Origin of the sequence: Nocardioides sp. NPDC051685, assembly GCF_044453405.1 — a bacterium.
Lineage (GTDB): Bacteria > Actinomycetota > Actinomycetes > Propionibacteriales > Nocardioidaceae > Nocardioides.
In genome coordinates, this window is record NZ_JBITCR010000001.1 from 913,226 (window position 1) to 938,673 (window position 25,448).

Consider the following 25,448-nt stretch of genomic DNA (forward strand, 5'->3'; position numbering starts at 1 on the left):
TCCCATCGTTGCCTGCGCTGCCCGCGGGACGAGCAGCCCGGCTGCTCGTCCTCGCGGCGGTGTTCGTCTGCGCGGCGTGCGGCCTGGTCTACGAGCTCGCGCTGGTGACGCTGGGGAGCTACCTGCTCGGCAACTCGATCGCGCAGACCTCGCTGGTGATCGCGGTGTCGATGTTCGCGATGGGCGTCGGCGCCGTGCTCGCCAAGCCGCTCACCGCGCGGCCGCTGCGCGCGTTCGTGGGGGTGGAGATCGCGCTCGCCGCGGTCGGTGGCGCCTCGGTGCCGGCGCTCTACGCCGCGTTCGCGTGGCTGCATCTCTACACCCCGATGATGCTGCTGGTGACGTTCCTGATCGGCGCGCTGGTCGGCGCCGAGATCCCGCTGCTGATGGAGCTGCTGCAGCGGCTGCGCCGCCAACAGGCCTCGCTCGCGGTCGCCGACATCAACGCGGTCGACTACGTCGGTGCGCTGATCGGCGGGCTGGCGTTCCCATTCGTGCTGCTGCCGACCCTGGGGCTGCTGGTGGGCACGGTGGCCACGGCCGCCCTGAACGTGCTCGCCGCCTGGACGGTCGGGGTCGCGCTGGCCGGGTCGCGCCGGCATCGCGGGCTCGTCACGGCGGTCTGCGGCGTCCTCGCCGTCGCCCTCGGCACGACCGCGGTGTTGGCCGACTCCTTCGAGCTCAACGCCCGGCAGGCGCTCTACCGCGACCCGATCGTCCACGCCGAGCGCTCGGACTACCAGGAGATCGTGGTGACCCGGGGCGCCCCGTTCGGACCGGAGTTCGACGACGTACGCCTTTTCCTCGACGGTGACCTGCAGTATTCGTCCTTGGACGAATACCGGTATCACGAGATGCTCGTCCATCCGGCGATGAACGGTCCCCATGCGCGGGTGCTCATCCTGGGTGGCGGGGACGGGCTCGCCGCGCGGGAGGTGCTGCGCTACCGGTCGGTCTCGTCGGTGACGCTGGTCGACCTCGACCCTGCCGTGGTGTCGCTGGCGCGCACCTTCGCGCCGTTGCGGGTGCAGACGCACGGCTCCCTCGACGACCCGCGATTGACGTACGTCCCGGCGGACGCGTTCTCCTGGGTGCGGGACTACTCGGGGGCACCGTTCGACGTGGTCATCGCGGACTTCCCCGACCCGGACTCGACCGCGCTGGCCAAGCTCTACTCGGTCGAGAACTACACCATGATCTCCCGGCTGATGGCTCCGTCCGCGCGGCTGGTCGTGCAGTCGGGCAGCCCGTTCTTCGCGCCGGACGCGTTCTGGTCGGTGCGGCACACCCTCGCCGCGGCCGGCTACCGCACCACGCCGTACCAGGCGGACGTGCCGTCCTTCGGGAACTGGGGCTACGTCCTCGCCGGGCGGGGTTCGTCGGCTCCCCCGCTCGCCCTGGACGACGAGGCGCCGGGCGGGCTGCGCTACGCCAGCGACACCGTGCTCGCGGCAGCCGCGTCCTTCCCGCCCGACCGTGCCGAACGGCCCACCTCGGTCACCACGCTGCTCGACCCGGCGATCCTGGACTACGCCCGCAAGGGCTGGGTGGGCTACTGATGTTCTTCCTTCTGCGCATGGTCCGGCGCACCTCGCGGCACTACGCCTGGGTGCTGCCGCTCGCCATCATCTGCTTCGTCTTCGTCACCGGCTGGATCGCCATGGCGCTGGCCCAGCCGGGCACCGACATCGTGCATCCCGCCAACTACTGGTGGTGGTTCCTGGTCACCGCGACCACGGTCGGCTACGGAGACTTCTTCCCGGAGACCACCGGCGGCCGGTTCGTCGGGGCGTACGTCGTCTTCGGCTCCATCACCACCCTCGCCATCTTGTTCAGCCGGATCTCGGCAATCATCGAGAACGCCAAAGGACGCCGCATGCGTGGAGAGATCAGCTTCAGCGGACAGAACCACATCGTGCTGCTCGGCTACACCGCCGGGCGCACCGAGCGGCTCCTGGCCGAGCTGCTCTCCGAGCCCGAACGCGAGGTCGTCCTCGCGACCTGGGAGGACCAGCTCGCCGAGCACCCGATGGCCGGCGAGGACCGCCTTCATTTCGTACGCGGCGACATCACCGATCTCTCCGTGCTCGCCCGGACCGGGCTGTCCGGTGCGCACAGCGTGCTGATCGACGCACGCGACGACAACGAGGCGGTCACCCTCACCGTCGCGGCCAACACGGCGGCTCCGTCGGTACACACCATCGTCGCCCTGCGGGACCTGCGGGTGCAGCGCACGATCTTCCGCATCGACACCACCGTCCACTGCGTGCAGTGGCACAACACCCAGCTCATCGCGGAAGAGCTCAGCGACCCCGGGATCGCGGAGGTCTACCAGGAGCTCGCCACCGCCGGCGGCAAGGGCACCTACTCGCTCACCGTGCCTGACTCGGCCCCGACCGCGGCCGTCGGCGCCTGGCAGTCCGCTCTCGGGCGTGGCCACGGCGCCACGCTCCTGGCCGTCCGCACCGACGGCGGCATCCAGGTCAGCCCCTCCTGGGATCTGGTCGTCGGTCCCGGCGCTCGGCTCTTCTACATCGCCGCCGACCGGTTGGACTACGACGAGGTCGTCGGGTCGCTCGGCTGAGGGTCGCCCTCAACTGACAGAACCCCGCCATGGCGGGGTTCTGTCGAGTGCGGCCAGGCCGCGGCGTACGGACTATGACTTCTTGGTCGCAGCCTTCTTGGTCGTCTTCTTGGCGGTCGACTTCTTCGCCGGGGACTTCTTGGTGGTCTTCTTCGTCGTCCGCTTGGTGGTCTTCTTCGCCGGGCCCTTGGCGCGCTTGTCGGCGAGCAGCTCGGCGGCACGCTCGGCGGTCAGGGTCTCCAGGTCGTCGGCGGCCCGGAGGGTGGCGTTGTATTCACCGTCGGTGACGTAGGGACCGAAGCGACCGTCCTTGACGATCATCGGCTGCCCGGAGACCGGGTCGGGGCCGAGCTCCTTGAGCGGCGGCTTGGCCGCGGCACGGCCACGCTGCTTCGGCTGAGCGTAGATCTGCTCGGCCTCCTCGAGGGTGATCGTGAGCAGCTGGTCCTCGGAGCTCAGCGTGCGGGAGTCGGTGCCCTTCTTCAGATAGGGCCCGTAGCGGCCGTTCTGGGCGGTGATCTCCTCGCCGTCGGCGGCGGTGCCGACGACCCGGGGAAGGGTCAGCAGCTTGACCGCGTCCTCGAGCGAGATCGTCTGCAGCGACATCGACTTGAAGAGGCTGGCGGTGCGGGGCTTGGCGCCCTTCTTGGCGTCCTCGGGGAGCTGCTCGGTGACGTACGGACCGAACCGGCCGCTCTTCGCGACGACGGTGAGTCCCGTCTCGGGGTGGACGCCGAGGTTGAGCTCCTCGCCGGCGGGGTTGGCGAAGAGCTCCTTGGCCTTCTCCAGGGTGAGCTCGTCGGGGGGCAGGTCGTCGGGGACGTTGGCCCGCACCGCGAACGGGGTGCCGTCGTCGCCCGGGCCCTCGATGTAAGGGCCGTAGCGACCGACCCGGAGGTTGACCCCGGCCTCGGGGCTGCCGACCGGGAAGGTCGCCAGCTCGCGGGCGTCGATGTCGCCGAGACCGTCGACCAGCGGCTTGAGACCCTTGACCCGCTCCGAGCCGAAGTAGAACTCCCCGAGCTCGGTGGTCATGTCCTTGTGGCCGTTGGCGATCTCGTCGAGAGTCTCCTCCATGCTCGCCGTGAACCGGTAGTCGATCTGGCGCGGGAAGTGCTCCTCGAGGAGCCGGACCACCGAGAACGCGACCCAGGCGGGCACCAGCGCGGTGCCCTTCTTGAAGACGTAGCCGCGGTTGATGATCGTCTGGATGATGCTCGCGTAGGTCGACGGGCGGCCGATCTCGCGCTCCTCGAGCTCACGAACGAGGGTCGCCTCGGTGTAGCGGGCCGGGGGCTTGGTCTCGTGGCCGTCGGCGGTGATGCTGGCCGCGTTGACCGTGTCGCCCTCGGCGAGGTTCGGGAGCCGGGTCTGCTGGTCGTCGGAGGTCTGCTCGGCGGAGTCGGTGCCCTCGACGTACGCCTTCAGGAAGCCGTGGAAGGTGATCACGCGACCGGTGGCGGAGAAGACCACGTCCTCGCCCGTCGTCGCCGTCGCACCGAGGCGGATCGCGACCGAGTTGCCGACCGCGTCCTTCATCTGGGAGGCGACGGTGCGCATCCAGATCAGCTCGTAGAGGCGGAACTGGTCACCGGTGAGCCCGGTCTGCGCCGGCGTCCGGAAGGAGTCGCCGGCGGGCCGGATCGCCTCGTGGGCCTCCTGGGCGTTCTTGACCTTGGAGGCGTACGTCCTCGGCGCATCCGGCAGGTATTCGGCACCGTAGAGCTCCCTGACCTGAGCGCGGGCGGCGCTGATGGCGTCGCCGCTCAAGGTGGTGGAGTCCGTACGCATGTAGGTGATGAAGCCGTTCTCGTAGAGACGCTGCGCGACCGACATCGTGGTCGACGCGCTCATCCCGAGCTTGCGGCTGGCCTCCTGCTGCATCGTGGTGGTGCGGAAGGGGGCGTAGGGGCTGCGCTTGTAAGGCTTCGACTCGACACTGCGGACCTCGTAGGTCTGGTTGTCGAGGGCTGCCACTAGAGCCTCGGCGCGGCTGCGGTCGAGGTGGACGACCTTGTCGCTCTTCAGCACGCCGTCGGGGCCGAAGTCGGCGCCGCGGGCGACGCGGTTGCCGTCGATCGAGGTGATCTTGGCCGGGAACATCCGCGGGTCGTGGTCGGAGCCGGCGTCGAAGGTGCCGGCCAGGTCCCAGTAGGAGGCGGTGCGGAAGGCGATCCGCTCGCGCTCGCGGTCGACGACGAGCCGGGTGGCGACGGACTGGACCCGCCCGGCGCTCAGCCGGGGCATGACCTTCTTCCAGAGCACCGGCGAGATCTCGTAGCCGTAGAGACGGTCGAGGATGCGGCGGGACTCCTGGGCCTCGACGAGGTCCATGTCGAGCTCTCTCGGGTTCTCCGCTGCCGCAAGGATCGCCGGCTTGGTGATCTCGTGGAAGACCATCCGCTTGACCGGGATGCCCTTCTTCGGCTTCAGCTCGTCGAGGAGGTGCCAGGCGATGGCCTCACCCTCGCGGTCCTCATCGGTGGCGAGGTAGAGCTCGTCGGCGTCCTTGAGGAGCGACTTGAGCTTGGCGATCTGCTTCTTCTTGTCGCTGGGCACGACGTAGTAAGGGGTGAAGCCGTTGTCGACGTCGACGCCGAAGCGCCCCCACGGCTTGTCCTTGATCTTGGCGGGGGTGTCTGCCGCGCTCTGCGGAAGGTCGCGGATGTGCCCGACGGATGCCTCGACGACATACCCCTGTCCGAGGTATCCGCCGATCTTCTGAGCCTTCGCCGGGGACTCGACGATCACCAACTTGTGTGCCACTGACGTCCTTATCTCACTGCAGCAGAGCCTGGCACCACTGACAAGCTCTGGCGAGACACGTTAGCGCGTGTCTCCAGCCGGCATGGGTCCAGTCACCGCGGTTCATGCGGCACTGAGCTCTCGGACAACATGGCGTGTTGCCTTGGGCGCCGCGAAGACAATACCTAGCACGGCCGGGAGCGGGAGCGTGAAATCGGTGTCTCATCCGCTGCTGTCCAGAAACTGTCGGTGGTCGCCCCTAGAGTGGCTTTTCGAGGACGGCGAGACCCTTTCCGAACCGAGAGGTCTCTCCTGATGATCGACACCGAATACATCGACTACACAGAAGGCCTGGCCACGCCCCCGGAGCATCTGGTCTGCTCCGAGTGCGCCCAGCTGCTCACCAGGACCAACATGATCCTGGAGCGGCTGGAGGCCGAGCTGACCCGGCCGGCCGCGCCGCGTCCCGAGCACGAAGTGGCGCTGGACTGGCTGGCCGCGCTCTGCGGCGGCCACGAGGCGGTCACCGCGCTGGATGCCGCGCCGCTGGTCGACGACGCGCTGGACCTGCCGGTCGTGGAGGACGCGGCGGGACGTACGCAGCTGGCGGCGGTGGCCGCGCTGCTCGACGAGGTCGCGGCCGACTTCCCGGTCGAGGAGGTGGGCTTCGCCTTGCGTCGGGCGCTGCTGCGGCTGTGGGAGATCGACCCGCTGGTCATCGACCGGCCCGCGGCGCCGGCTCAGGTGGCCGCCGGGATCGTGTGGATGGTCCTGGGTGCCAACGGGCTCGCCGGGCCGGGTGGTCTGGTCACCGCGACCGCGCTCAAGGAGCGGCTGGGCCTGAGGACGATGCCGACGGCTCACGGGAAGCAGCTGGCCGCCGCGCTCCGAGGCTTCTGGCCGTGGCAGACGCAGCGACCGTGGGGCATGCGGGACCTGCCCGACCTCGAGCCGCTGGGCTATCCCGACCTGCTCGTCTCGAGCGTGCGCCGACGCCTGGTCAGGCTGCGGGACCAGGCGTGCCTGGCGCGGGACGGAGGAAGCCCTCGCTGACCAGCTCCCGGGCGATCGGCAGATAGCTGCTGCGCACGACCGCGGGATCGCGGTCGAGGATCTGCGCGAGCGCGTCGAGGATCTGGCCGACGGTCAGGTCGCCGTCGCATGCGCCCGCGAAGGCCGCCTCGATCGTGTCGGCCTGGCGCGCGCGGCGCAGACCCCGCTGCTGGCGCAGGATGACGGTGCTGGGGTCCTCGGCGCCGGGCTGGCCGAGGGTCTCCTGCTGGACGTCCTCGACGAGCACCAGCGTGGAGTCCTCGGTGACCTCGACGCGGGCGGCCTCGCCCCATGCCTTGAGCGCCGGGGCGATCGGCTGCTCGACGTCGTAGGGCCACTCGAGGAGCTCGCGCTTCGGGTTGCTTGCGCCGGTGCGGTGAAGATTGATCCAGCCGAACCCGACACCCTCGATCTTCTGCTCCTCGAACCAGGACAGCCAGGTGTCATAACGGGTCAGGTAGTCCTGGGCGCCGTGGTGGCCGGAGTCCTTGAGCCAGAGCTCGACGTAGGCCGCGGGGTCGAGGATCTCCCGCTGGACCACGAACGCGTCGACCTCGTCGCCGAGCCATCCCTCGAGACGGTCGTCCCAGGGCTGGTCCTCGGAGATGATCCAGTTGCCCAGGATCTGACACCAGCCTCCCTCGGTGAGCATCCCGGGGGCGGCCTTGACGATGTCCTCGACCACCCGGTCACCGGGGAGGCCGGAGTCGCGGTAGACGAGGCGCTCGCCGGTCGCCGGGCTGATCACGAACGGCGGGTTCGTGGCGATCAGGTCGAAGCGCTCGCCGGCGACAGGCTCGAAGAACGACCCGTTGCGTACGTCGATCCGGTCGGCCACGTCGTTGAGCGCGGCGTTGAACGCGGTGATCCACAGTGCTCGCTGGTTGACGTCGGTCGCGACCACCCGGTCGCTGTGCGTGGCCAGGTGGAGCGCCTGGACGCCGCAGCCGGTGCCGAGATCGAGCGAGGTGCCGACCTGGTCGCGGATGGTCAGCTGCGCGAGGGAGGTCGAGGCAGGGCTGATCCCGAGCACGTGCTCGGGACCGACGCGCTGGGGGCCGCCGTCGAGCCCCGGCGTGAGGTCGGAGACGACCCAGAGGGCGGTGTCATCGGTGGCGTACGGACGTACGTCGAGGCGGGCCGCGACCTCGCCGACCGACTGCTCCAGGATCCCCTCGACGGCGAGCCGGTCGACGAGCCCGGGGAGAGCTGCCTCGGCGAGGTCGAGCGAGACGGTCGTCTGCAGCAGGAAGAGCCGGATGAGGGTCTCCAGCGGGGAGCCTCCGTGGGTGCGCCGCCGGCCCGGGAGCGTCTCGTTGCGACTCAGCGCATTGTGCGCGATCGGGCCGAGCAGCTCGGCGACGGAGTCGTAGGAGAAGTCGGCCTGCTGGAGGGCGTCACGGAGCCGGTGCGGGAGGTCACTCACACCTGGAGCCTATGGCCTGGTCGGGTCAGCCCGCTGCCGCGCCCTCGGCGCTGGCGTGGATGTCGAAGACCTTGGCGAGTCCGGTGATCCGGAAGATCTTGAGCAGTCGCTCCTGGGTGCAGACCAGGCGGAGCATGCCGTTGTGCTGGCGGACCTTCTTCAGGCCACCCACGAGGACGCCGAGGCCGGTGGAGTCCAGGAACTCCACGGCTTCGAGGTCGACGACGATGTCGTAGTGACCCCGGGCGACGAGCTCAGTGATCTTGTCCCTCAGCTTCGGCGCGGTATAGACGTCGATCTCGCCGCCCACGGCCACAACGGTGGCCGAGTCGAGCTCGCGAGTCGCAAGCGTCAGATCCACTTCGAAGTTCTCCTGCCAAGGAACGTGAGACAACCGGCTCCGGTATCGAGCATCCTCGCGTCCGATACCCAGAGTCGATCGTAATGTAACCACGCCTCACCAGCATGCGCGCAAGAAACTCGCAACGTCATGGATACGATCCAGGGCCGCAAGCGTGGCTACCACCAGGATTCTGGGAGAATAGGCAGGTGTTGACGACAGCGACCGGTGATCTCGTACGCCGGCTCGCCGCCGTCCCCGGTCGCGAGGACCGGCTGGCTCACCTCGAGCAGGTTCCGCCACGTGAGGCCGTCTTCGCCGACTGGCCGACCTGGGCTTCCGCCGATGTGGTCGGCGCCTTCACCGCTCGCGGGATCCAGCGCCCCTGGCAGCATCAGGTGGTGGCCGCCGAGGCCGCGTACGAGGGCAGCCATGTGATCGTCTCGACCGGCACCGCGTCGGGAAAGTCGCTGGCCTATCAGCTGCCCGCCCTGACCGCGATCCGAGACGGACGGGGTCCACGTGGTGAACGCGGCGCCGGTGTCCTCTATCTGGCACCGACCAAGGCGCTCGCCCAGGACCAGCTGACCGGCCTGCGCGAGCTGGGCGTCGATGTGCGTGCGGTGACGCACGACGGTGACAGCACCCGGGAGCAGCGGGACTGGGCGCGAGACTTCGGCGAATACATCCTGACCAACCCCGACATGCTGCACCGCTCGCTGCTTCCCGGACACGAGCGCTGGACGGCCTACTTCCGGTCGCTGCGCTATGTCGTCATCGACGAGTGTCATCACTACCGCGGTGTCTTCGGGGCCCACGTCTCACATGTGTTGCGGCGGCTGCGGCGCATCTGCGCGCTCTACGGCTCCTCGCCGACGTTCATCCTGGCCTCGGCGACCGTCGCCGAGCCGGCAACCGCCGGCGAGCGCCTCATCGGCCTCCCGGTGCTGCCGGTGACCGCCGACTCGTCACCTCGCGGCGAGCTCTCCATCGCGCTGTGGCAGCCCCCGCTGACGACGTACGCCGGCGAGAACGGCGCCCCCGTACGCCGCGCCGCCTCCGCCGAGACCGCCGATCTACTCGCCGACCTGGTCTCCTCGGACGTACGCACCCTGGCGTTCGTACGCTCTCGGGTCGGTGCCGAGCAGGTCGCTCTGACCGCGGCCGCCGAGCTCGCCGAGGTCGATCCCTCGCTGCCGGGGCGGGTGGCGTCCTATCGCGGCGGCTATCTGCCCGAGGAGCGCCGGGCGATCGAGGCATCGCTCCGCTCCGGCGAGCTGCTCGGGCTGGCGGCGACGAACGCGCTCGAGCTCGGCATCGACATCAGCGGCCTGGACGCGGTCGTGCTGGCGGGCTACCCCGGCAGGCGTTCGGCCTTCTGGCAACAGATCGGCCGCGCCGGACGCGGTGCGGGCGACGCCCTCGGCATCCTGGTCGCCCGCGACGACCCGCTGGACACCTACCTCGTCACCCATCCGGATGCGCTTCTCGGTCAGCCGGTCGAGGCCACCGTCTTCGACCCGGCGAACCCGTACGTCGTCGGCCCCCACCTGTGTGCCGCCGCGCAGGAGCTGCCGCTGACCGAGACGGACCTGCCGCTCTTCGGACCGGGCGCCCGGGAGATCCTGGACAACCTGGTCGCCGCAGGGCTGCTGCGCAAGCGGCCTCGTGGCTGGTACTGGACCGACCGCCGACGTGCTGCCGACCTCGCCGACATCCGCTCCTCGGGCGGGTCGCAGGTACAGCTGATCGAGGCCGAGACCGGCCGGGTCGTCGGCACGGTCGATGCGGCGAGCTCGCACGCGAGCGCGCATGCCGGCGCCGTTTACATCCACCGCGGTGAGACCTATCTCGTGCACGAGCTGGACCTGGAGGAGAACGTCGCGGTGATCTCCCGTGACGACCCCGGCTACTCCACCTCCGCCCGGGAGATCACGGAGATCTCGATCGTCGCCGAGCGCGAGCAGGTCGCCTGGAGCGAGTGCCACCTGGCGTACGGCGATGTCGACGTCACCCACCAGGTCGTCTCCTTCCTGCGTCGGCGCCAGCCGAGCGGCGAGGTGCTGGGAGAGGAGCTCCTGGACCTCCCCGAACGTACGCTGCGAACCTCCGCCGTCTGGTGGACCGTGCCCGCCTCGGCTCTCGAGTCGGCTGGCCTGGAGAAGGCGGACATCCCGGGCGCCGCCCACGCCGCCGAGCACTGCTCCATCGGGCTGCTCCCGCTGATCGCGACCTGCGACCGCTGGGACATCGGTGGTGTCAGCACCGCGTCTCACCCGGACACCGGCATGCTCACCGTCTTCGTCTACGACGGTCACCCTGGTGGCGCCGGGTTCTCCGAGCGTGGATTCCGTGCCGCCCGGGAGTGGCTCGGCGCCACCCTGGAGACCATCGAGGCGTGCGAGTGCGACGACGGCTGTCCTTCCTGTGTGCAGTCGCCCAAGTGCGGCAACCAGAACAATCCCCTCGACAAGCGGGGCGCGATCGTGTTGTTGCGTCTCCTGCTGCAGAAATAGGCCTACGCTGGGGAAATGTTGATCCTGGGACTCGTGCTGATCGTCGTTGCAGCAGCTCTCATCGCTATCGGTCTCTTCACCACCGGCAACGGTGACCTCGAAGACCCGACCGCCACTCTTCTCGGTCTTCCGGTCGGCGCGACCACGATCTTCGTGATCGGCCTCGTCGCCGGCGTACTTCTCCTCTTCGGCCTCTCGCTCACCAAGTGGGGCGGCAAGCACCAGATGAAGTACATGAAGGAGAAGCGCCAGATGCGAAGCATCGTCAAGACGCTCCAGGACGCCGAGCCCAAGTCCGAGCCCAAGTCCGACGAGCCCAAGTCCGAGCCCAAGTCCGACGAGGCCTAGTCCGATCGTGAACCGGTCGGACCGGCCCTCGCTTTGGCGACCGGATCCCCCGGCTGGCCGAGCCAGCGTGGCCCCTCGACCCGCACCGTGACGGTGACGTCCTCCCCAGCGATCTCGCACGACTCCAGCGTGGCCCGGTTGCGGTCGGCAATCGTCGCTGCTGCCGCGCATGCGTCCTCGGAGATCTGGAGCGCGTTGGCCCCCGCCAACGCTGCCAGGTCGGCCGCGGACTGTGCGGTGCGGTGGGCCACGAAGACCGCGCCCACCACACCCAGCGCTGCACCGAGGAAGAGCAGCAGCCCGATCGCGCCGACCGCGAACGCCGCAGCCGAGCCGCGTTCGTCGCTCACCGCTCCTCCTGGGTCGCCTCGGTCGCGGCAACCGCCTCGCCCCGCACCGTCACCCCCGGCATCCAGCTGAAGATCCCTCCTGGACCGTCCACGCGGGCGCGAGCCGACGCCACGACCTCCTCCGCACCGGCACTGACACTCACCTGGGTGCCCGCAGGTCCGACCCGACGTCCGCGAGCCGCGGCGGAGCCGCTGTCGTCGCCTCGCGCGACAGCCCGGGCGGTCTCCCGGGCCGCGTCGACCACCTGGATCTGCGCCGCTCCCACCGACAGCAGCCACACCAGCCCGATGGTCACCGCCACCAGGAGCGGGATGACCATCACCAGCTCTGCGGTGGCGGCACCCCGCTCGCCCCGCTGCCCACGGACCACGGCTCAGATCCCCAGCAGGCTGAGGACGTGCTGGAACAGCCGGTTGAGCAGGTCGTTGCCGAAGCCACCGGTGAGCAGCTTGTAGAGCAGGCCGGCGAGCCCCGCACCGGCCGCCGTGCCCACGGCATATTCAGCCGTCGTGATCCCCTTCTCGTTCTTCTCGAGATGTGCCTTGGCCATGGTTGGTCCTCTCTGGTCGATGGCCGTCCCTACGGCCGTTCAAGGACGACGATGACCTGCTCCAGCGACATTCGCGACCGCCTTGTCGTCCGCTGTGGACAACTCGATCCCGAACCCACCCTGTGGATGACAAACGGCCCGTTGATCAGGGAAAACAATCCTGACGAGACGTCACGCAGGTCGGCCGAGTTGGCAGTCGAATGCCAACTCGGCCGACGCAAGTGACGTCTCGGCCGACGGGGGTGACGTCTCGGCGAGGGGGGTCAGATGCCGAGGTTGGTGAGGAGGCCGCCGACGACCGGGACGACGCCCAGCAGCAGGAAGGCGGGGAGGAGGCAGATGCCGAGAGGTACGGCGGCTTTGACTCCTACCGCACGGGCCCGGTCCTCGACCTCGGCGCGGGCGTTTCTGGTCAGGTCGTCGGCGAGGCGCTCGACGGTGGTGGCGACCGGGGCGCCGGTCGCCTGAGCTCGGGCCAGCGCCCGGCCCAACGGCGCCAGCGCGGGATCGTCCACCAGGGTGCGCCACGTCTTCTCCGGATCTGCCCCCAGACGGAGCCGGGAGGCCGCCGGCAGCAGCCGGGCAGCCGCCGGACCGGGCAGGGCTGCCGCAACCGCCACCAACGCCTCGGCGGGCGCCGCGCCGGAGGAGAGGGCAGCGGAGAGAAGGCGAACCAGGGCAGGCAGCTCGGCCTTCGCGGCCTCCCGCTCACGCCGGACCTCGACAGGCTCGGCCCGGCCGATGACCAGCCAGCAGACGACGCTCGCCGGCGCAGCGAGCACGACACCCACGGTGCCCCCGACGAACACATGGACCGCAACGGCGGCGAGCAGCGCCAGCAGCGGTCGCCAGCGCATCATCCAGCCGTCCGTCTCACGCCGCTCCGCAACGGCCGCGACCGTGCCGGGAAGTGGTGCTGTCGGCGCGGGCAGCAATGCCGCCGCCAACCCGAGCGCGACCACCGCGAGCCAGATACTCATCTGGCCTCGACCCCGCGCGCGATCGCTTCGATCCACCACAGCCCCAGCCAGCCGAGCAGCAGCCCCAGACCGAGGCAGGCCAGGCCGACCGGCGAGCCGAGGAGGAACGCCAGCGGGTCGCCGCCGACTCCGCTGCCCATCGCCAGGGCAGCCACCGGCAGGCCCGCGATCAAGCGTGCGGTGGAGCGGGCCGACCCGAGCTCGCCGTCGACCACCCGCTGGGTGGCGGCCGCTGCCCGCAGATCGAGCGCAACCCGGTCGAGCGCGTCCGCGAGACCACTCCCGGTCTGGTGCGCGATCTGCCAGGCCGCGGCGACCACGCGGAGCGAACCCGCACCGGGAACGCTCGCGACCTGTCGCCAGGCGGCCGGGACGTCGGAGCCCATCCGCTGCGCTTCCGCGACCGGCTCGATCACCGGCCACTCGGTGGCGAGCTGCGACAGCGCCGGCCCGGGCGGGTGCCCGGCGGCCAGCTCGGCGGCCATCTGCTCGCAGGCCTCGACCACCCGGTCAGCCGTACGTCCCGCCTCGATCCGCTCGCGGCGGCGCCGCCACAGGGCGACGCCGCCGAAGCTGGCGATCCCGAGCAGGACAGTCGCGACGACCGCCTTGCCCGGGAAGACGACGGGGATCAGGGCGACCAGGAGGAACGCCCACCGCGGCACCCGCCACACCGGCGGCCGTGACCCGACCGCGGCTCGCGGGCGGATCATCAGCGCCGCCGCGGCACCGGCCAGGCAGGCGATCAGCCCGAGGCTCAGCCCGCTCAACGTTCCGCTCCCAGCAACGTCTCGAGCCGGCTCGAGGCGGGGCCGGCGATCACGTCTCCGTCGGTGGCCACCGAGCAGGCGGTCTCCATCCGGACCAGCCCGTCGGCCCCGCGACACGGGACCGCGATCTCGGTCAGCACCCGGCGGCCCCCACGCCGCCGCAGATGCACGACCACGTCCACCCCGCTGGCGAACTGGCTGTGCGCCGCCTCTCTGCCGAGGCCCGCGGCGAGCGCCAACGCCTCGACGCGGGCCGGGACATCGGCGGCGGAGTTGGCGTGCAGCGTGCCGCAGCCGCCTTCGTGGCCGGTGTTCAACGCGGCGAGGAGGTCGACGACCTCGGCGCCACGCACCTCGCCCACGACCAACCGGTCGGGCCGCATCCGGAGCGCCTGGCGGACCAGCGTGTGCAGCTCGACGGCACCGGCGGCCTCGATGTTGGCCGGGCGCGCCTCGAGGCCGACCACATGGGGGTGGTCCGGACGCAGCTCGGAGGCGTCCTCCACCAGCACCAGGCGCTCCTCGGGCGGCACCAGCGAGAGCAGCGACGCCAGCAGGGTGGTCTTCCCGGTGCCGGTGCCTCCGGACACCAGGAACGCGGACCGTGCCAGCACCAGCCGCCGCAACAGATCGGCCACGAACGGAACGACCATCCCCGAAGACTCCAGCTCGGAGAGCGTGAAGGCGCGCGCAGAAGGCACGCGCAACGAGATCACCGTGCCCGGACGCGCCAGCGGCGCGAGCACCGCGTGGAACCGGCTGCCGTCGCCCAGCCGCAGATCGACGTAGGGCGAGGCGTCGTCCAGCCGTCGGCCGGCCCCGGCCGCCAGCCGCTGCGCGAGCCGTCGGACCGCATCGTCGTCGGGAAACGCGACCGGAGCGGGCTCCAGACCAGCTCCGCGGTCGATGAAGACCTGATCGGCCCCGTTGACCAGCACGTCGGTCACCCCGGGCAACCGCAGCAGCGGCTCCAACGGTCCCGCCCCGACCACATCGCGACGCAGCATCTCGAAGACCGCCAGCACGGTCGCGTCACCGACGATCCGCCCCTCCGCGCGGAGCGCCTCCTGGACCCGGTGTGGGGTGAGCTCTCCCGGCGTACGCGCCAGGTGGTCGCGGACGAGGTCGACGACCTGGGGCGCGATGTCGACGGCGCCGATCATGCGACCATCACCCCGGCGCGGACCCGGCAGCGCATCAGCACCTCGGCCGCGGCACGGGCCAGCGGCGCCCGCTTCGAGCGGATCGGCCCCAGGCCCAGGTCGATGGCCTCCGAGAGCCCGCGCTGGTCGGACATCGAGGCAATCACCGGGAGCCCGAGCGCACGCCCGACGGCCTCCGGCTCGGCCGCGCGGCCACGGACGACGACCCGCACCCGATCCCGCTCGGGAAGGCGGGAGATCAGCCGGGCGGCGGACGCCGTGCCGGTGACGTTCGCCCGAACGACGACGAGGACGATGTCGCAGCCGGTCAGCAGCGCCTCGGTCCCGGCGTCGGACTCGCGTGGCAGGTCGACCACGACCAGGTCATGGCCGCGACGCGCGGCGGCGAGCACCTCGCGCACAACCTCCGGCCGCGGCGGCACCACCTCGCCACCCGGCCACCCCAGCAGGCCCAGCGACCCGACGTGCGGCACCGCCTCGCGCAGCGCCCGCGCCCCCAGCCGCCCCGCGGTCTGCCCGAGATCACCCCAGGTCACTCCCGGAATCTCGTCGAGGCCGAGCACCCGCCCGGCGCCAGGTCCGAGCCGATCCGCGTCGATCAGCAGGGTCGGCCCGCGGTCGGCCCCCAAGCTGGCCAGGGCCGCGGCGTACGTCGTCGCCCCGGCGCCACCCGATCCGGCCAGCACGCCGACGACCATGCCGGCGCCGCCCTCACCGTCGCCGACGTCGGCGAGCAGTCCGGCGACAGCGGCCTCGGCCGCGGGCAGCTCCAGCACCGTCTCCGCACCGATCTCCAGCGCAGCCCGCAGCAGCGGCTCCCCGGTCGAACCCCATCCCACGACGTACACCCCGTCTCTCCGGGGCGGACGCAGCGATGCCACCTCCGCCAAGAGGTCGGCGCCGACGAGGATCAGTGGTGGGCGTTGCCATCGACGCAGCGCGCCTACGGCGTCGGTGCACTCCTCGACGGTGACGCCGGAGGCGGCGGCCAGGCGGGCCGCCTCAGCGGCCAGCAACGAGTCCGAGGTGATGACGAGAGGTTCCGAGGTCATGGCAGCAGGATCCGCCGCGGCACCCACATTTCCAGCCGCAAATCCGGCGCCTGTGGATAACCCCGTCCCGAACCCGCCCTGTGGAGGGTGATCGGCCCGCCCAAGGGCCGTCTACCATGTGCCCATGACACGCATCGCTGCGTTCTTCGATCTCGACAAGACGATCATCGCGAGGTCGAGCACGCTTGCGTTCTCCAAGCACTTCCAGGCCGGCGGCCTGATCACCCGCGCGGCCATGATCCGCTCGGCCTACACGCAGTTCGTCTACGTCGTCGGCGGTGCCGACCACGACCAGATGGAGAAGATGCGCAAGGCGCTCTCCGAGATGGTCACCGGATGGGACGTGGCGACCGTCAAGGAGATCGTCGCCGACACCCTCCACAACGTGGTCGACCCGCTCGTCTACGAGGAGGCCGTGCAGCTCATCGAGCAGCACCACGCCCAGGGCCACGACGTCATCATCGTCTCCGCCTCCGGCACCGAGCTGGTCGAACCGATCGGGGCGATGCTCGGCGCCGACCACGTCGTCGCCACGCAGATGAAGATCGAGGACGGCCGCTACACCGGCGAGATCGCCCTCTACGCCTACCGCGAGGAGAAGGCCCGCGCGGTCCAGCAGCTGGCCGAGCGGTTCGGGTACGACCTGGAACAGTCGTACGCCTACTCCGACTCCGTCACCGACCTCCCCATGCTGGAGGAGGTCGGTCACGCGTTCGCGGTCAATCCCGACAAGGACCTCCGCAAGGTCGCCAAGGAGCGCGGCTGGGACATCCTGGTCTTCAACAAGCCGGTCGCCCTGCGCAGCCGGGTGCTCACGCCGTCCACGCCGACCCTGGCCGCGCTGGCCGTCGGGGGTGCCGTGGCGATCGCCGGCGGCGTCATCTGGGCGGGCACGAAGCGCCGTCGCCTCGGCGCCTGACGCGATTCTGCAGGAGCGACATGATCCTCCTCATCCTGCAGAAATTCCAGCCTTGAATCTGGCCGCCGATCAGCGTAGAAACGAACACGTAACAAGACGTACACGAGGCCAGGCACCCACGCGGCGATCCACCCATCTGATGGGGTGCTGTAGCCGGGGAGACATCCCGACGCAGTGACCAGACCTTGCACGCTTGGTAACCAGAAAGCCTCGTGGACACGGTGGCATCCGGTGCTCACAACCCACCGGGTGCCACCACTTTATTCGGCCGCGTTCAGGCGCAGCGGCGATGCCTCGGCCCCGGCGGCGTACGCCTCGGCCGCATAGAGCAGCCACGAGTGCGCGCCCGCCTGACCGCCCTCGCGGAAGCCGCGCAGGTTCGACTCGTAGGCGGCGCGCAGCGCCAGATGGCCGGCCTCGGGCACGACCAGGGACTTCTCGTCCACCCCGCGCGCGACCAGGATGAGCCGCTCTGCGGCACGCGCGACCATCCCGTTGTGGGAGGCGAACGGAGCCGCGGTCGCCAGATCGGCGTGCACGAACGCCGCCACGACCAGCGCCGGCGCGGACGTCGGCGCGAGCAGCAGATCGGAGAGACGCCGCAACCGCTCGGCCGACTCGGCCGACCGCGGACGGCCCAGCTCCTCGGCGTCCAGCGACGCCCCGGCCGCCAGCGCGTGCAGCCGCGCGAACGCCTGCAACGGCGCCTGCTTCACCACCGGCACCAGCGAGAGCAGCTCGGTCGAGAGCCGCACCGCGTCCTGCGCGATCGCGTCCCCGCCGGAGGCACGGACCTCGCCCAGGGACGACGAGGACCCCTCCAGCACAGCAGAGGCGTGCGCCCCGCGCAGCAGCGACTCGGCGGTCGTCTCCGGAGACGTACGCCGCAGTCCCCGGTCACGCAGCATCACGTCGATGCCGTCACGAGCTGCGGCGAAGCCCGAGGCCACACCTTCGAGCGACACCAACCGGGCAAGCGGATCGTCCTTCACGCGTCAACCTTAAGCGCGCGTTACCCTGACCGAGATGACGGACCCAGCGAACCCCGACCCGGCACGCTCCTTCGGAAGCGTGGCGGACAGCTATGACCGCGGGCGCCCGTCCTACCCGGCCGATGCGGTGAAGTGGCTGGTCGGCGACGAACCGGTGAGCGTTCTCGAGCTCGGCGCCGGCACCGGCAAGCTCACCGAGGTCCTCGTGCAGCTCGGCCACGACGTCTTCGCGACCGACCCGGACGACGCGATGCTCGACATCCTCTCCGAGAAGCTCCCGGACGTACGCGCCACCAGCGGCACCGCCGAGCAGATCCCGACCGGGGACGGCCTCTACGACGTGGTCGTCGTCGGCCAGGCGTTCCACTGGTTCGACCACGCCAAGGCGCTGGCGGAGATCGGCCGCGTCCTCAGGACCGACGGACGGCTCGCCGTGATCCAGAACGAGCGTGACGAGCGGATCCCCTGGGTGCGCAAGCTCGGCAGGCTGATCGGCACGCACGACAATGGCTTCGACCCGAACCCGATCCTCGACGACTCCGGGATGTTCTCGGCCGTCGAGGCGCAGACCTTCCGGCACTGGCAGGTCGTCGACCGCCACTCGATCCAGGACCTGGTCCTGTCGCGTTCCAACATCGCGGTCCTCAGACCCGAGGCCCAGGACCACAAGCGCCGCGAGGTGCTGGCCTTCTACGACGACTACGGCCGCGGCATGGACGGCATGCAGCTGCCCTACAACTGCCGTGCCTGGCGCGCGCAGGTGCTCCCCCACGCCCCGGTGGTCTCGACAGGCTCGACCACCGGTGGGCACGAGGCCGACGAGGAGCCGTCGGTGCCGCTGGCCAAGCGCACCGACACCGCCGTACGCCTCCCCCGGGTCGTGACCGACCCCGAGAACGGCGACGACGACCTGCTCATCGACTTCCGGTGAGCGGGTCTCGCGGACGCGTGGTGGCGGCGTCGCGCTCCGGGTCCATCAGGTCGAAGCTCTGGATGACCCAGAAGATCGCGAAGCAGGCCAGCAGCGAGACCTCGGTCGCCAGGAGCCAGTAGGTCCAGCCGGTCAGACCCAGCACGATGCCGGCGCCCAGCAGCACCACCATCGCCAGCACCAGGGCCCAGTAGGTCTTGTCGAGCCGCGTACGCGCCTTGTCGGCCTCCCGCGCGATCTTCCGCACGCCCCAGTCGGTGTTGAGCACGACCGCCAGCGCGAACGGCGTGAAGGTGAAGATCGCCGCCAGCCCGTGCGCCTTGGTCGCGAAGCTCTCCTGGTCGATCAGCAGCCAGCCGACGCCGACGACCCACGCCCCGGCGACCGAGACCAGGCCGATCAGCCCCCAGCGCGACGGCCAGGCCCCGGCGGCGGCGCGCTTGCGGAGGCCGAAGATCAGCACGACCACCCAGCCGATCGCCATCACCGCCAGATAGCTCCAGGCGTTGTTGACGATGGCCGCCTTGTCGATCTGCTGCCCGATCTCCGGGGTCGGCACGAAGCCGACCATCGGCGCCGAGAGCCCGGCGAGATTGAGCGCGGTGTCCTCCGCGTCGGTGTAGCCCCGCAGCACCACCAGACACACGCCCAGCGCGCAGAGCACCGCCGTGAAGACCGGGCCCGCCGCGGTGTAGTAGTAGGACGAGATGGAGGTCTCCCACTCGCCGCTCGCGATCGTCTGAGCGCCCACCGAGATCGCCAGCCCGGCGAGCAGACAGCACAGCGCGAAACGGACATAGCGGTACGTCGTCACCTCGGTCATACTCCCCGAAGGTAGCGGGATCCGGCCGCCCACGGGGCCCTATCCGGCAGCGCGTCCGAGACCCGCTCCAACCGTTCGCCGAGCAATCTCGGTGAACGCATAGCGTGACGCACACCACATCAGATAACGTAAATCGACTCCGGATGCCCGCCGGTTTCGATAAATCCTCCGCCTCTCCCTACGATGCGCGCGTGAAGATGACCATCAAGTGAAATCCTTCGCCCCGAGCCGACGATGTCTTGGGAAGCGCCCACGGACGCGTTAGCGTCCGGACGAAGCCGCAAATCTCTGCCGTAGCCCCACCACCATCACCGCTCGGGCGATGCCTCTGCGGAAAAGTGAGGTCGACATGTCTACCGTGGCATACCTCGAGGACGGCCCCGCCGTCCTCTCCCTGTACGAAGGATTCTTCGCCGGTGGCGCCCGGATCCTGCACACCGCAGTCGTCCGCGCACTCGACGCGACCACACCGCAGCAACACAGCGTGCTGAGCCTCAGCGACCGTGTGCAGCGCGAGTTCACCGCCCAGCGGATCTCCTCCGACAACTCCTACCGGCGACTGACCGCGGCCGGTGTGCCGGTGAGAGCCTTGAGGCGTACGCCGACGGGCCCCATCACCGCCAGCCAGCTCAAGCGGGTGGCGCAGTCGGTGGCGAAGGCCGACGTGGTGCTCTCCCTCAAGGAGCAGCCGCTCACGGTGCTGGGCCGGGTCGGCACGTCGGGCACCCCGCTGATCACCTGCCTGCACCGCTCCGACCCGGAGCACCAGGGAGCCGGCGTACAGGAGCTCATCGACCTCGACCGGGCCGGGTTGCTGACCGCGGCGGTCTGCTGCGCGGAGTCGACCCAGCTGGCCTATCACGAGGCGACCGGGATCCCACTGGAGCGGCTGCCGGTCTTCCCCAACGGGGTCGACCTCCACAAGTTCCGCACCGATGCCGAGCTGCGCGCGAGCAAGCGCGCCGAGCTAGGCGTGAGCGGCGAGGAGCCGGTCGTGATGATCGCGGCCCGCTTCGACGAGATGAAGAACATCCCGCTCTTCGTCCGGGCTGCGCGCCGCTTCGTCCAGGAGCACCCCGACGCCCACCTCGTGATGTGCGGCGCCGGGATGACCGCCGACAACCCGGCCTTCGCCCAGCTGATCACCGAGGAGCTCGGCGCCTGGCCGGCCCTGGAGACCAACCTGCACGCGCTCGGGATCCAGAGCCAGATGGCGCCGCTCTACAACGCCGCCGACCTGATCACGCTCACCTCGGCGTTCGGCGAGGCCGCCCCGCTGTGCCTGCTCGAGGGGATGGCCTGCGGCGCGGTCCCGGTGACCACGCCCGTCGGCGACGCTCCGGCGATGGTCGGCGACCCGCGCCTGGTGGCGACCTTCGACCCGGCCGAGATGGCCGAGTCCTGGAAGGCCGCCTTCGCCCAGCGCGAGGAGCACTTCGAGCGCATCTTCCGCAACCGGCAGCGCCTCTCCGAGCAGCGGCTCTTCGACGCGTACGCCCGGCTCATCAACGAGTCGGCGGACTCAGCCCTGATCCCGGTCGCGGTCTGAAACGACCGCTGGTCGAGCCCCGGGAACGGGACTCGACCAGCGGAAAGTGTGGCTCAGTAGACGGTCACGCCATAGGCGTTGACGGCCTCACGAACAGGCTGGAAGAAGGTCGTTCCGCCCGTGGTGCAGTTGCCGGAACCGCCCGAGGTGATGCCGAGGGCCTTCGTGCCGTCGTAGAGCGCGCCGCCGGAGTCGCCCGGCTCGGCGCACACATTGGTCTGGATCAGGCCGCTGACCCGGCCAGAGCCCTGGTAGCGAACGGTGACGTTGAGCGCCTGGACGGTGCCGGTGTGGATGCCCGTGGTGGAGCCGTCACGGGTGACCTTCTCCCCGACGTACGCGTCGGCGACCGTGAAGCCGCCGGGGTGCGAGAGCGAGGCGTTGTCGTAGCGGACCAGGGCGTAGTCGTTGCCCGGGAAGCTCGAGGAGACCGTCGGGCCGATCAGGGTGGACTGGGCCGAGTTGGCGTACCAGGTCGGGACCACGTCACCGCAGTGACCGGCGGTGATGAAGTAGTAGCTGCTGCCACTCTGCACGTTGAATCCCAACGAGCAGCGGTAGCCCGAGCCGTAGATCGCGTCGCCGGCGGCGAGCAGCGTCGTGAACTTGCCTGCGGAACGCTTGATCGTGAGCGCGTCGGCGTTGGCGCCGGCGGCCTTGGTGACCTTGGCGAGCTCCGCCTTCGAGACGGTGGAGTCGGCGGTGACGACCACCTTGCCGGTGGCTTCGTCGGTGTACCAGGCGATGCCGGACACGGCCGACTTGTCGACGGCGGAGTTGACGGCAGCCAGCGCCTTCGGGCTGAACTGCTTGTGGGCTGGCGCGGCGACGGCGGGCATGGTGGCAGCGGTGGCTGCCAGGCCAAGACCGGCCAGGACTGCGGCCAGGCGGGTGCGGGACGTGGTGAACCTCATGCGTTCCTCCTACGAAACGACCAGGAACCCGCGTGGTTGCGGGCGCCAGGAGTGCCCGACCACCGCGATGTGCCCGAGCACGACCTTCTCGGGAGTATGTCGGCGGGTCAGCGGGGCGGCCATGCCAAGGAAGAAAATTTCACCGTTACCACGAAATCATTACCCAATGGGGCGAAGTGGTTCAGACCACTTCGCCCCATTTTCGGTCCTTCCGTGCCTCGGCGAGAGGCATCCACCTGTCTCAGTAGATGTTCACGTCGTACGCGTTCAGAGCTTCGCGGACGGGCTGGTAGAAGGTGGTGCCACCCGAGGAGCAGTCGCCGGTCCCGCCCGAGGTGATCCCGAGGGCGGTCGAGCCCGCGTAGAGCGGGCCACCGGAGTCGCCCGACTCGGCGCAGATGTCGGTCTGGATCATCCCGCGCACCGTGCCGGACCCGCGGTAGCGGACCGAGACGTCGAGCGCCTCGACCTCGCCGGAGTGCGCACCGGTGGTCGAGCCGTCGCGGGTGACGCGCTGGCCGACCCGGGCGTCGCCGACGCTGTAGCCACCCTGGTGGCTCAACGAGCTGTTGGCGTAGCGCACCAGGGCGTAGTCGTTGCCCGGGAAGCTCGACTTGACGGTCGGTCCGATCCGGGTCGTCTGATCGGAGTTGGTGTACCACGTCTCCACCTCCTCGGCGCAGTGACCGGCGGTGAGGAAGTAGTTGGTCCCGTTGCTGCGTACGTTGAAGCCGAGCGAGCAGCGGTAGCCGTCCCCGTGGATGGCGTCGCCAGGGCCGAGGAACGGCTTGAACTCGCCCTCGGCACGCTTGAGGGTGATCGCGTCGGCATCGGCGCCGACGGCGTCGGTCAGCCTGCTCAGTGCGCCCGAGGGGACGGTGGAGTCGGCGGTCACGACCACCTTGCCGGTGGCCTCGTCGGTGTACCACGCGATGCCGGACAGCGCGGACCTGTTGACCGCGGCATCGACGGCGGAGTAGACGGCCGCGAGCGCCCTGGCGCTGCGCTTCTCATCCGGAGGGGCGGCGACCGCCGGCATGGCCGCGGCGCCGGCCGCGAGTCCTAGACCGACCGCTGCAGCGAGCAGACGGTTACGTGACCTGGTGAACCTCATACGTTCCTCCACCGCGATGTGCCCGAACACGACCACAGTGAGTATGTCGTTGTAGATGCCTCATCGGCCAGTCGTTGGCAAAAAACTTTCGTAGTTCGACGAGATTTCGTACGCCGCGGAGCAAAGTGGCCCAAACCACCTCACCCCGCGGCGTACCTGTGATTGATCAGTAGATGGTGGCGCCGTACACGCTGAGCGCCTCGGTCACCGGCTGGAAGAAGGTCGTGCCGCCGGTGGTGCAGTTGCCCGACCCGCCGGAGGTGAGACCGAGCGCGGTCGAACCGGAGTAGAGCGCACCGCCGGAGTCACCGGGCTCGGCGCACACGTTGGTCTGGATCAGACCGCTGACGGTGCCCTCGGCGTAACGGACGCTCGCGTTGACCGCCGTCACGGTGCCGGTGTGGACACCGGTGGTGGAGCCGTCACGGGTGACGCTCTGGCCGACCCGGGCGGTGCCCGCGGTGAAGCCACCGGTCTTGGTGATGGTCGAGTTGTAGCGGACGATGCCGTAGTCGTTGCCCGGGAAGCTCGAGCCCGCGGTCGAGCCGAGCAGCGTGGTCTGGGACGAGTTGGCGTACCAGGTCGAGACGTCGTTGGTGCAGTGGCCCGCAGTCAGGAAGTAGTCGGCGCCGCCGACCTTGACGTTGAAGCCGAGGGAGCAGCGGTAGCCGCCCCCGTAGATGGCGTCACCAGCGCCGATGAGCGGGGTGAACTCGCCCTTGGTGTGCTTGACGGTCACGGCCTGGTCGCCCTGGCTCGTCTTCTCGGCCGCGGCCTTCTTCACCTCGGCGATCGCCGAGTCGGAGACGGTCTCGTCGACCGTGATCACGACCTTGTTGGTGGCCGGGTCGGTGTACCACGACGAGCCGACCGGGGCGGACTCGGCGACAGCCGACTTGACCGACGCGACCTCGGCCTTGCTGAACTCGGCGTCCGCGGCGGCTGCCGGGACGGCGACTGCGGCGGAGGCCGCGAGACCCACACCCGCGACGAGCGCGGCGAGCGTGCGGGGACGGAAGGTGGTGCGTTCGAACCTCATACGTCTCCTCCTGGGGGAAAGGCCCGCTCATTGCGGGCTCCGCCCCCGGAACCACGGGTTTCGCGGCTTACCGGGAACGGGTAACTGAGTTTCGTGTTCTTTCCGCCACCCCGCATCACATTCGATTCCCCAAGAATCTGCATTGCAAAGACTCGTTCTTCGGACTTCTGCACTGCAGCAACACGCGACGACCGCAGGGTTTCCGGCGCTCGGCCGGTCGAAGAGGATTGGGTAAGCATGGCCAAGTTGTAGGTGCCCGCGCCGTGGGCCGCGTACGGTGGGTATCCCTGTTCATCTCGCTGCTCGAGCGGGAGATTCGGATGGAAATCGTCCGTCTTCCACACCTTCGGCGTGGCGACCGTTGATAGATGGTAGACAAACCCCATGCCGTATCCGCCGCCCCCAGGCTCCCCCGGTTCGGGCGCGCCTGACGAGGAGCCGCAGAAGCAGCCTGCGCCGTTCGACTACAACGAGCGCCTGATCGGGCTCTCCGAGGAGATCGGCGACCGGCCTGCCTTCAACGCCCGCAAGGAGCGAGCCGGGCACGGCGGCGCGCTGCGCCAGGTGCTGACCATCGCCGCCTCCCTCGCGCTCGTGGTCGTGTGCGGGGTCGTCGTCTACGCCCTCTTCACCCGCGAGGACGACGCGGCCACGACCGCCGGGGCGCCGACGGCGAGCGAAACCACCTCCACGAGCACGGGACCGAGCGAGTCGGCGGGGGCGGGCGGTGGGACCTCCGACGTCGGCGGCGAGGCCAGCGGCTGGCCCGGGACGAGCTCGCCGACCGACCCGAGCGACGGCGCCACCTCGCGTTCGACGATCGGCCCCGAACACCTCTCCAAGGCCGACGTCCCGCGCCCCTGGAAGTTCACCTACGGCGAGGTCACGCTGAAGGCCCGCTACCTCAGCGGCAAGGACTACTCCGGCTGCAAGGCGACGCTTCGGCGCGCGATCCGCGACATCGGCTGCGACTACGCCGTCCGGGTCTCCTACAAGGCTCAGCAGGGCAACTTGCGGATGACCCACTTCATCTACGACTTCAGCACCGTCGAGGACGCCGAGAAGGCCGCCGCGAAGATCGAGCCCAAGCACGTGATCCCACCCGAGGAAGCCTCCCTGCCCGGCTACACGCAGGGCTGGTTCAAGGTGAAGGACTACGGCAAGTACGTCGTCTACACGATGGTCACGGCCAACGACGCCATCACCGTGGCCAAGGGCAAGGAGTACACCTCCTACGGCAACACCGACCTCGGCGCGGAGATCCTCTTCCGGATGTGAGTGCCCCTGGC

At 69.9% G+C, this 25,448-nt stretch carries 24 protein-coding genes; 9 read left to right on the plus strand and 15 right to left on the minus strand.

Going from position 1 to position 25,448, the window contains the following annotated elements; translation table 11 throughout:
* Nucleotides 1-8: 8 nt before the first annotated feature.
* Together ACIA03_RS04425 and ACIA03_RS04430 are read left to right on the plus strand one after the other, a co-directional pair.
* On the plus strand, nt 9-1,559 hold the full coding sequence (locus tag ACIA03_RS04425; RefSeq protein ID WP_396979623.1) for a polyamine aminopropyltransferase: 1,551 nt from the start codon (nt 9-11) through the stop codon (nt 1,557-1,559).
* A complete protein-coding gene (locus ACIA03_RS04430; protein ID WP_396979625.1) occupies nt 1,559-2,584 on the plus strand; it encodes an ion channel in 1,026 nt (341 codons plus the stop codon). The genes ACIA03_RS04425 and ACIA03_RS04430 overlap by 1 nt, the downstream gene beginning before the upstream one ends.
* 72 nt (nt 2,585-2,656) lie before the next feature.
* On the opposite strand, the gene topA is transcribed toward ACIA03_RS04430, so the two are convergent.
* The gene (topA, locus tag ACIA03_RS04435; protein WP_396979627.1) at nt 2,657-5,350 is read right to left on the minus strand and encodes a type I DNA topoisomerase; all 2,694 of its coding nucleotides are present in this window, start codon (nt 5,348-5,350) and stop codon (nt 2,657-2,659) included.
* A 294-nt stretch (nt 5,351-5,644) separates the two neighbouring features.
* Between topA and ACIA03_RS04440 the strand changes: the two genes are divergently transcribed.
* Nucleotides 5,645-6,382: a hypothetical protein gene (locus tag ACIA03_RS04440; RefSeq protein ID WP_396979628.1), complete on the plus strand. Its 738-nt coding sequence runs from the start codon at nt 5,645-5,647 to the stop codon at nt 6,380-6,382.
* Here the strand turns inward: ACIA03_RS04440 and ACIA03_RS04445 are convergent.
* Both ACIA03_RS04445 and ACIA03_RS04450 read right to left on the minus strand, forming a co-directional pair.
* Nucleotides 6,330-7,808 (minus strand): methyltransferase, encoded by a 1,479-nt coding sequence (locus ACIA03_RS04445; RefSeq protein ID WP_396979630.1) that lies wholly within the window; start codon nt 7,806-7,808, stop codon nt 6,330-6,332. The genes ACIA03_RS04440 and ACIA03_RS04445 overlap by 53 nt on opposite strands.
* Nucleotides 7,809-7,833: 25 nt before the next feature.
* A complete protein-coding gene (locus tag ACIA03_RS04450) occupies nt 7,834-8,169 on the minus strand; it encodes an anti-sigma factor antagonist (protein ID WP_189117522.1) in 336 nt (111 codons plus the stop codon).
* A 188-nt stretch (nt 8,170-8,357) separates the two neighbouring features.
* Between ACIA03_RS04450 and ACIA03_RS04455 the strand changes: the two genes are divergently transcribed.
* Nucleotides 8,358-10,664 (plus strand): DEAD/DEAH box helicase, encoded by a 2,307-nt coding sequence (locus tag ACIA03_RS04455; protein WP_396979633.1) that lies wholly within the window; start codon nt 8,358-8,360, stop codon nt 10,662-10,664.
* A 15-nt stretch (nt 10,665-10,679) separates the two neighbouring features.
* Nucleotides 10,680-11,012, plus strand: a complete 333-nt coding sequence (locus ACIA03_RS04460) for a hypothetical protein (protein WP_396979635.1) — start codon at nt 10,680-10,682, stop codon at nt 11,010-11,012.
* On the opposite strand, the gene ACIA03_RS04465 is transcribed toward ACIA03_RS04460, so the two are convergent.
* From ACIA03_RS04465 to ssd, 7 genes are all read right to left on the minus strand, one after another.
* Nucleotides 11,009-11,362: an Rv3654c family TadE-like protein gene (locus ACIA03_RS04465; RefSeq protein WP_396979637.1), complete on the minus strand. Its 354-nt coding sequence runs from the start codon at nt 11,360-11,362 to the stop codon at nt 11,009-11,011. The two genes, ACIA03_RS04460 and ACIA03_RS04465, sit on opposite strands and share 4 nt — an antisense overlap.
* Complete coding sequence (locus ACIA03_RS04470; RefSeq protein ID WP_396979638.1) at nt 11,359-11,733, minus strand: TadE family type IV pilus minor pilin; 375 nt, start codon at nt 11,731-11,733, stop codon at nt 11,359-11,361. The genes ACIA03_RS04465 and ACIA03_RS04470 overlap by 4 nt, the downstream gene beginning before the upstream one ends.
* A 3-nt stretch (nt 11,734-11,736) precedes the next feature.
* Nucleotides 11,737-11,913 (minus strand): DUF4244 domain-containing protein, encoded by a 177-nt coding sequence (locus tag ACIA03_RS04475; protein ID WP_396979639.1) that lies wholly within the window; start codon nt 11,911-11,913, stop codon nt 11,737-11,739.
* A 263-nt stretch (nt 11,914-12,176) separates the two neighbouring features.
* Complete coding sequence (locus ACIA03_RS04480; RefSeq protein WP_396979641.1) at nt 12,177-12,893, minus strand: type II secretion system F family protein; 717 nt, start codon at nt 12,891-12,893, stop codon at nt 12,177-12,179.
* Nucleotides 12,890-13,663 (minus strand): type II secretion system F family protein, encoded by a 774-nt coding sequence (locus ACIA03_RS04485; protein WP_396979643.1) that lies wholly within the window; start codon nt 13,661-13,663, stop codon nt 12,890-12,892. Before ACIA03_RS04485 ends, ACIA03_RS04480 begins: the two co-directional genes overlap by 4 nt.
* Entirely contained in the window at nt 13,660-14,826 is a 1,167-nt protein-coding gene (locus ACIA03_RS04490) for a TadA family conjugal transfer-associated ATPase (protein WP_396979645.1), read from the minus strand. The genes ACIA03_RS04485 and ACIA03_RS04490 overlap by 4 nt, the downstream gene beginning before the upstream one ends.
* A complete protein-coding gene (ssd, locus tag ACIA03_RS04495) occupies nt 14,823-15,878 on the minus strand; it encodes a septum site-determining protein Ssd (RefSeq protein WP_396979647.1) in 1,056 nt (351 codons plus the stop codon). The genes ACIA03_RS04490 and ssd overlap by 4 nt, the downstream gene beginning before the upstream one ends.
* A 124-nt stretch (nt 15,879-16,002) precedes the next feature.
* Between ssd and ACIA03_RS04500 the strand changes: the two genes are divergently transcribed.
* On the plus strand, nt 16,003-16,797 hold the full coding sequence (locus ACIA03_RS04500) for an HAD family hydrolase (RefSeq protein ID WP_396979649.1): 795 nt from the start codon (nt 16,003-16,005) through the stop codon (nt 16,795-16,797).
* A 260-nt stretch (nt 16,798-17,057) separates the two neighbouring features.
* Here the strand turns inward: ACIA03_RS04500 and ACIA03_RS04505 are convergent, their stop codons facing one another.
* Complete coding sequence (locus ACIA03_RS04505) at nt 17,058-17,789, minus strand: oxidoreductase (protein ID WP_396979651.1); 732 nt, start codon at nt 17,787-17,789, stop codon at nt 17,058-17,060.
* 34 nt (nt 17,790-17,823) lie between these two features.
* On the opposite strand from ACIA03_RS04505, the gene ACIA03_RS04510 reads away from it, so the two are divergent.
* Complete coding sequence (locus ACIA03_RS04510) at nt 17,824-18,720, plus strand: class I SAM-dependent methyltransferase (protein WP_396979653.1); 897 nt, start codon at nt 17,824-17,826, stop codon at nt 18,718-18,720.
* Here ACIA03_RS04510 and ACIA03_RS04515 read toward each other — a convergent pair.
* Nucleotides 18,704-19,543, minus strand: a complete 840-nt coding sequence (locus ACIA03_RS04515) for a hypothetical protein (protein WP_396979654.1) — start codon at nt 19,541-19,543, stop codon at nt 18,704-18,706. The genes ACIA03_RS04510 and ACIA03_RS04515 overlap by 17 nt on opposite strands.
* 349 nt (nt 19,544-19,892) lie before the next feature.
* On the opposite strand from ACIA03_RS04515, the gene ACIA03_RS04520 reads away from it, so the two are divergent.
* A complete protein-coding gene (locus ACIA03_RS04520; protein ID WP_396979656.1) occupies nt 19,893-21,092 on the plus strand; it encodes a glycosyltransferase in 1,200 nt (399 codons plus the stop codon).
* Nucleotides 21,093-21,145: 53 nt separating this feature from the next.
* On the opposite strand, the gene ACIA03_RS04525 is transcribed toward ACIA03_RS04520, so the two are convergent.
* The 3 genes from ACIA03_RS04525 to ACIA03_RS04535 all read right to left on the minus strand — a co-directional run bounded on the left by ACIA03_RS04525 (nt 21,146) and on the right by ACIA03_RS04535 (nt 24,159).
* Nucleotides 21,146-22,006, minus strand: a complete 861-nt coding sequence (locus ACIA03_RS04525; RefSeq protein ID WP_396979658.1) for a S1 family peptidase — start codon at nt 22,004-22,006, stop codon at nt 21,146-21,148.
* Nucleotides 22,007-22,247: 241 nt separating this feature from the next.
* Nucleotides 22,248-23,120, minus strand: coding sequence for a S1 family peptidase (locus ACIA03_RS04530; RefSeq protein ID WP_396979660.1), 873 nt, complete (start codon nt 23,118-23,120; stop codon nt 22,248-22,250).
* Nucleotides 23,121-23,286: 166 nt separating this feature from the next.
* Complete coding sequence (locus tag ACIA03_RS04535; protein ID WP_396979662.1) at nt 23,287-24,159, minus strand: S1 family peptidase; 873 nt, start codon at nt 24,157-24,159, stop codon at nt 23,287-23,289.
* A gap of 384 nt (nt 24,160-24,543) precedes the next feature.
* Between ACIA03_RS04535 and ACIA03_RS04540 the strand changes: the two genes are divergently transcribed.
* Entirely contained in the window at nt 24,544-25,437 is an 894-nt protein-coding gene (locus ACIA03_RS04540) for a hypothetical protein (RefSeq protein ID WP_396979664.1), read from the plus strand.
* Nucleotides 25,438-25,448: the final 11 nt, after the last annotated feature.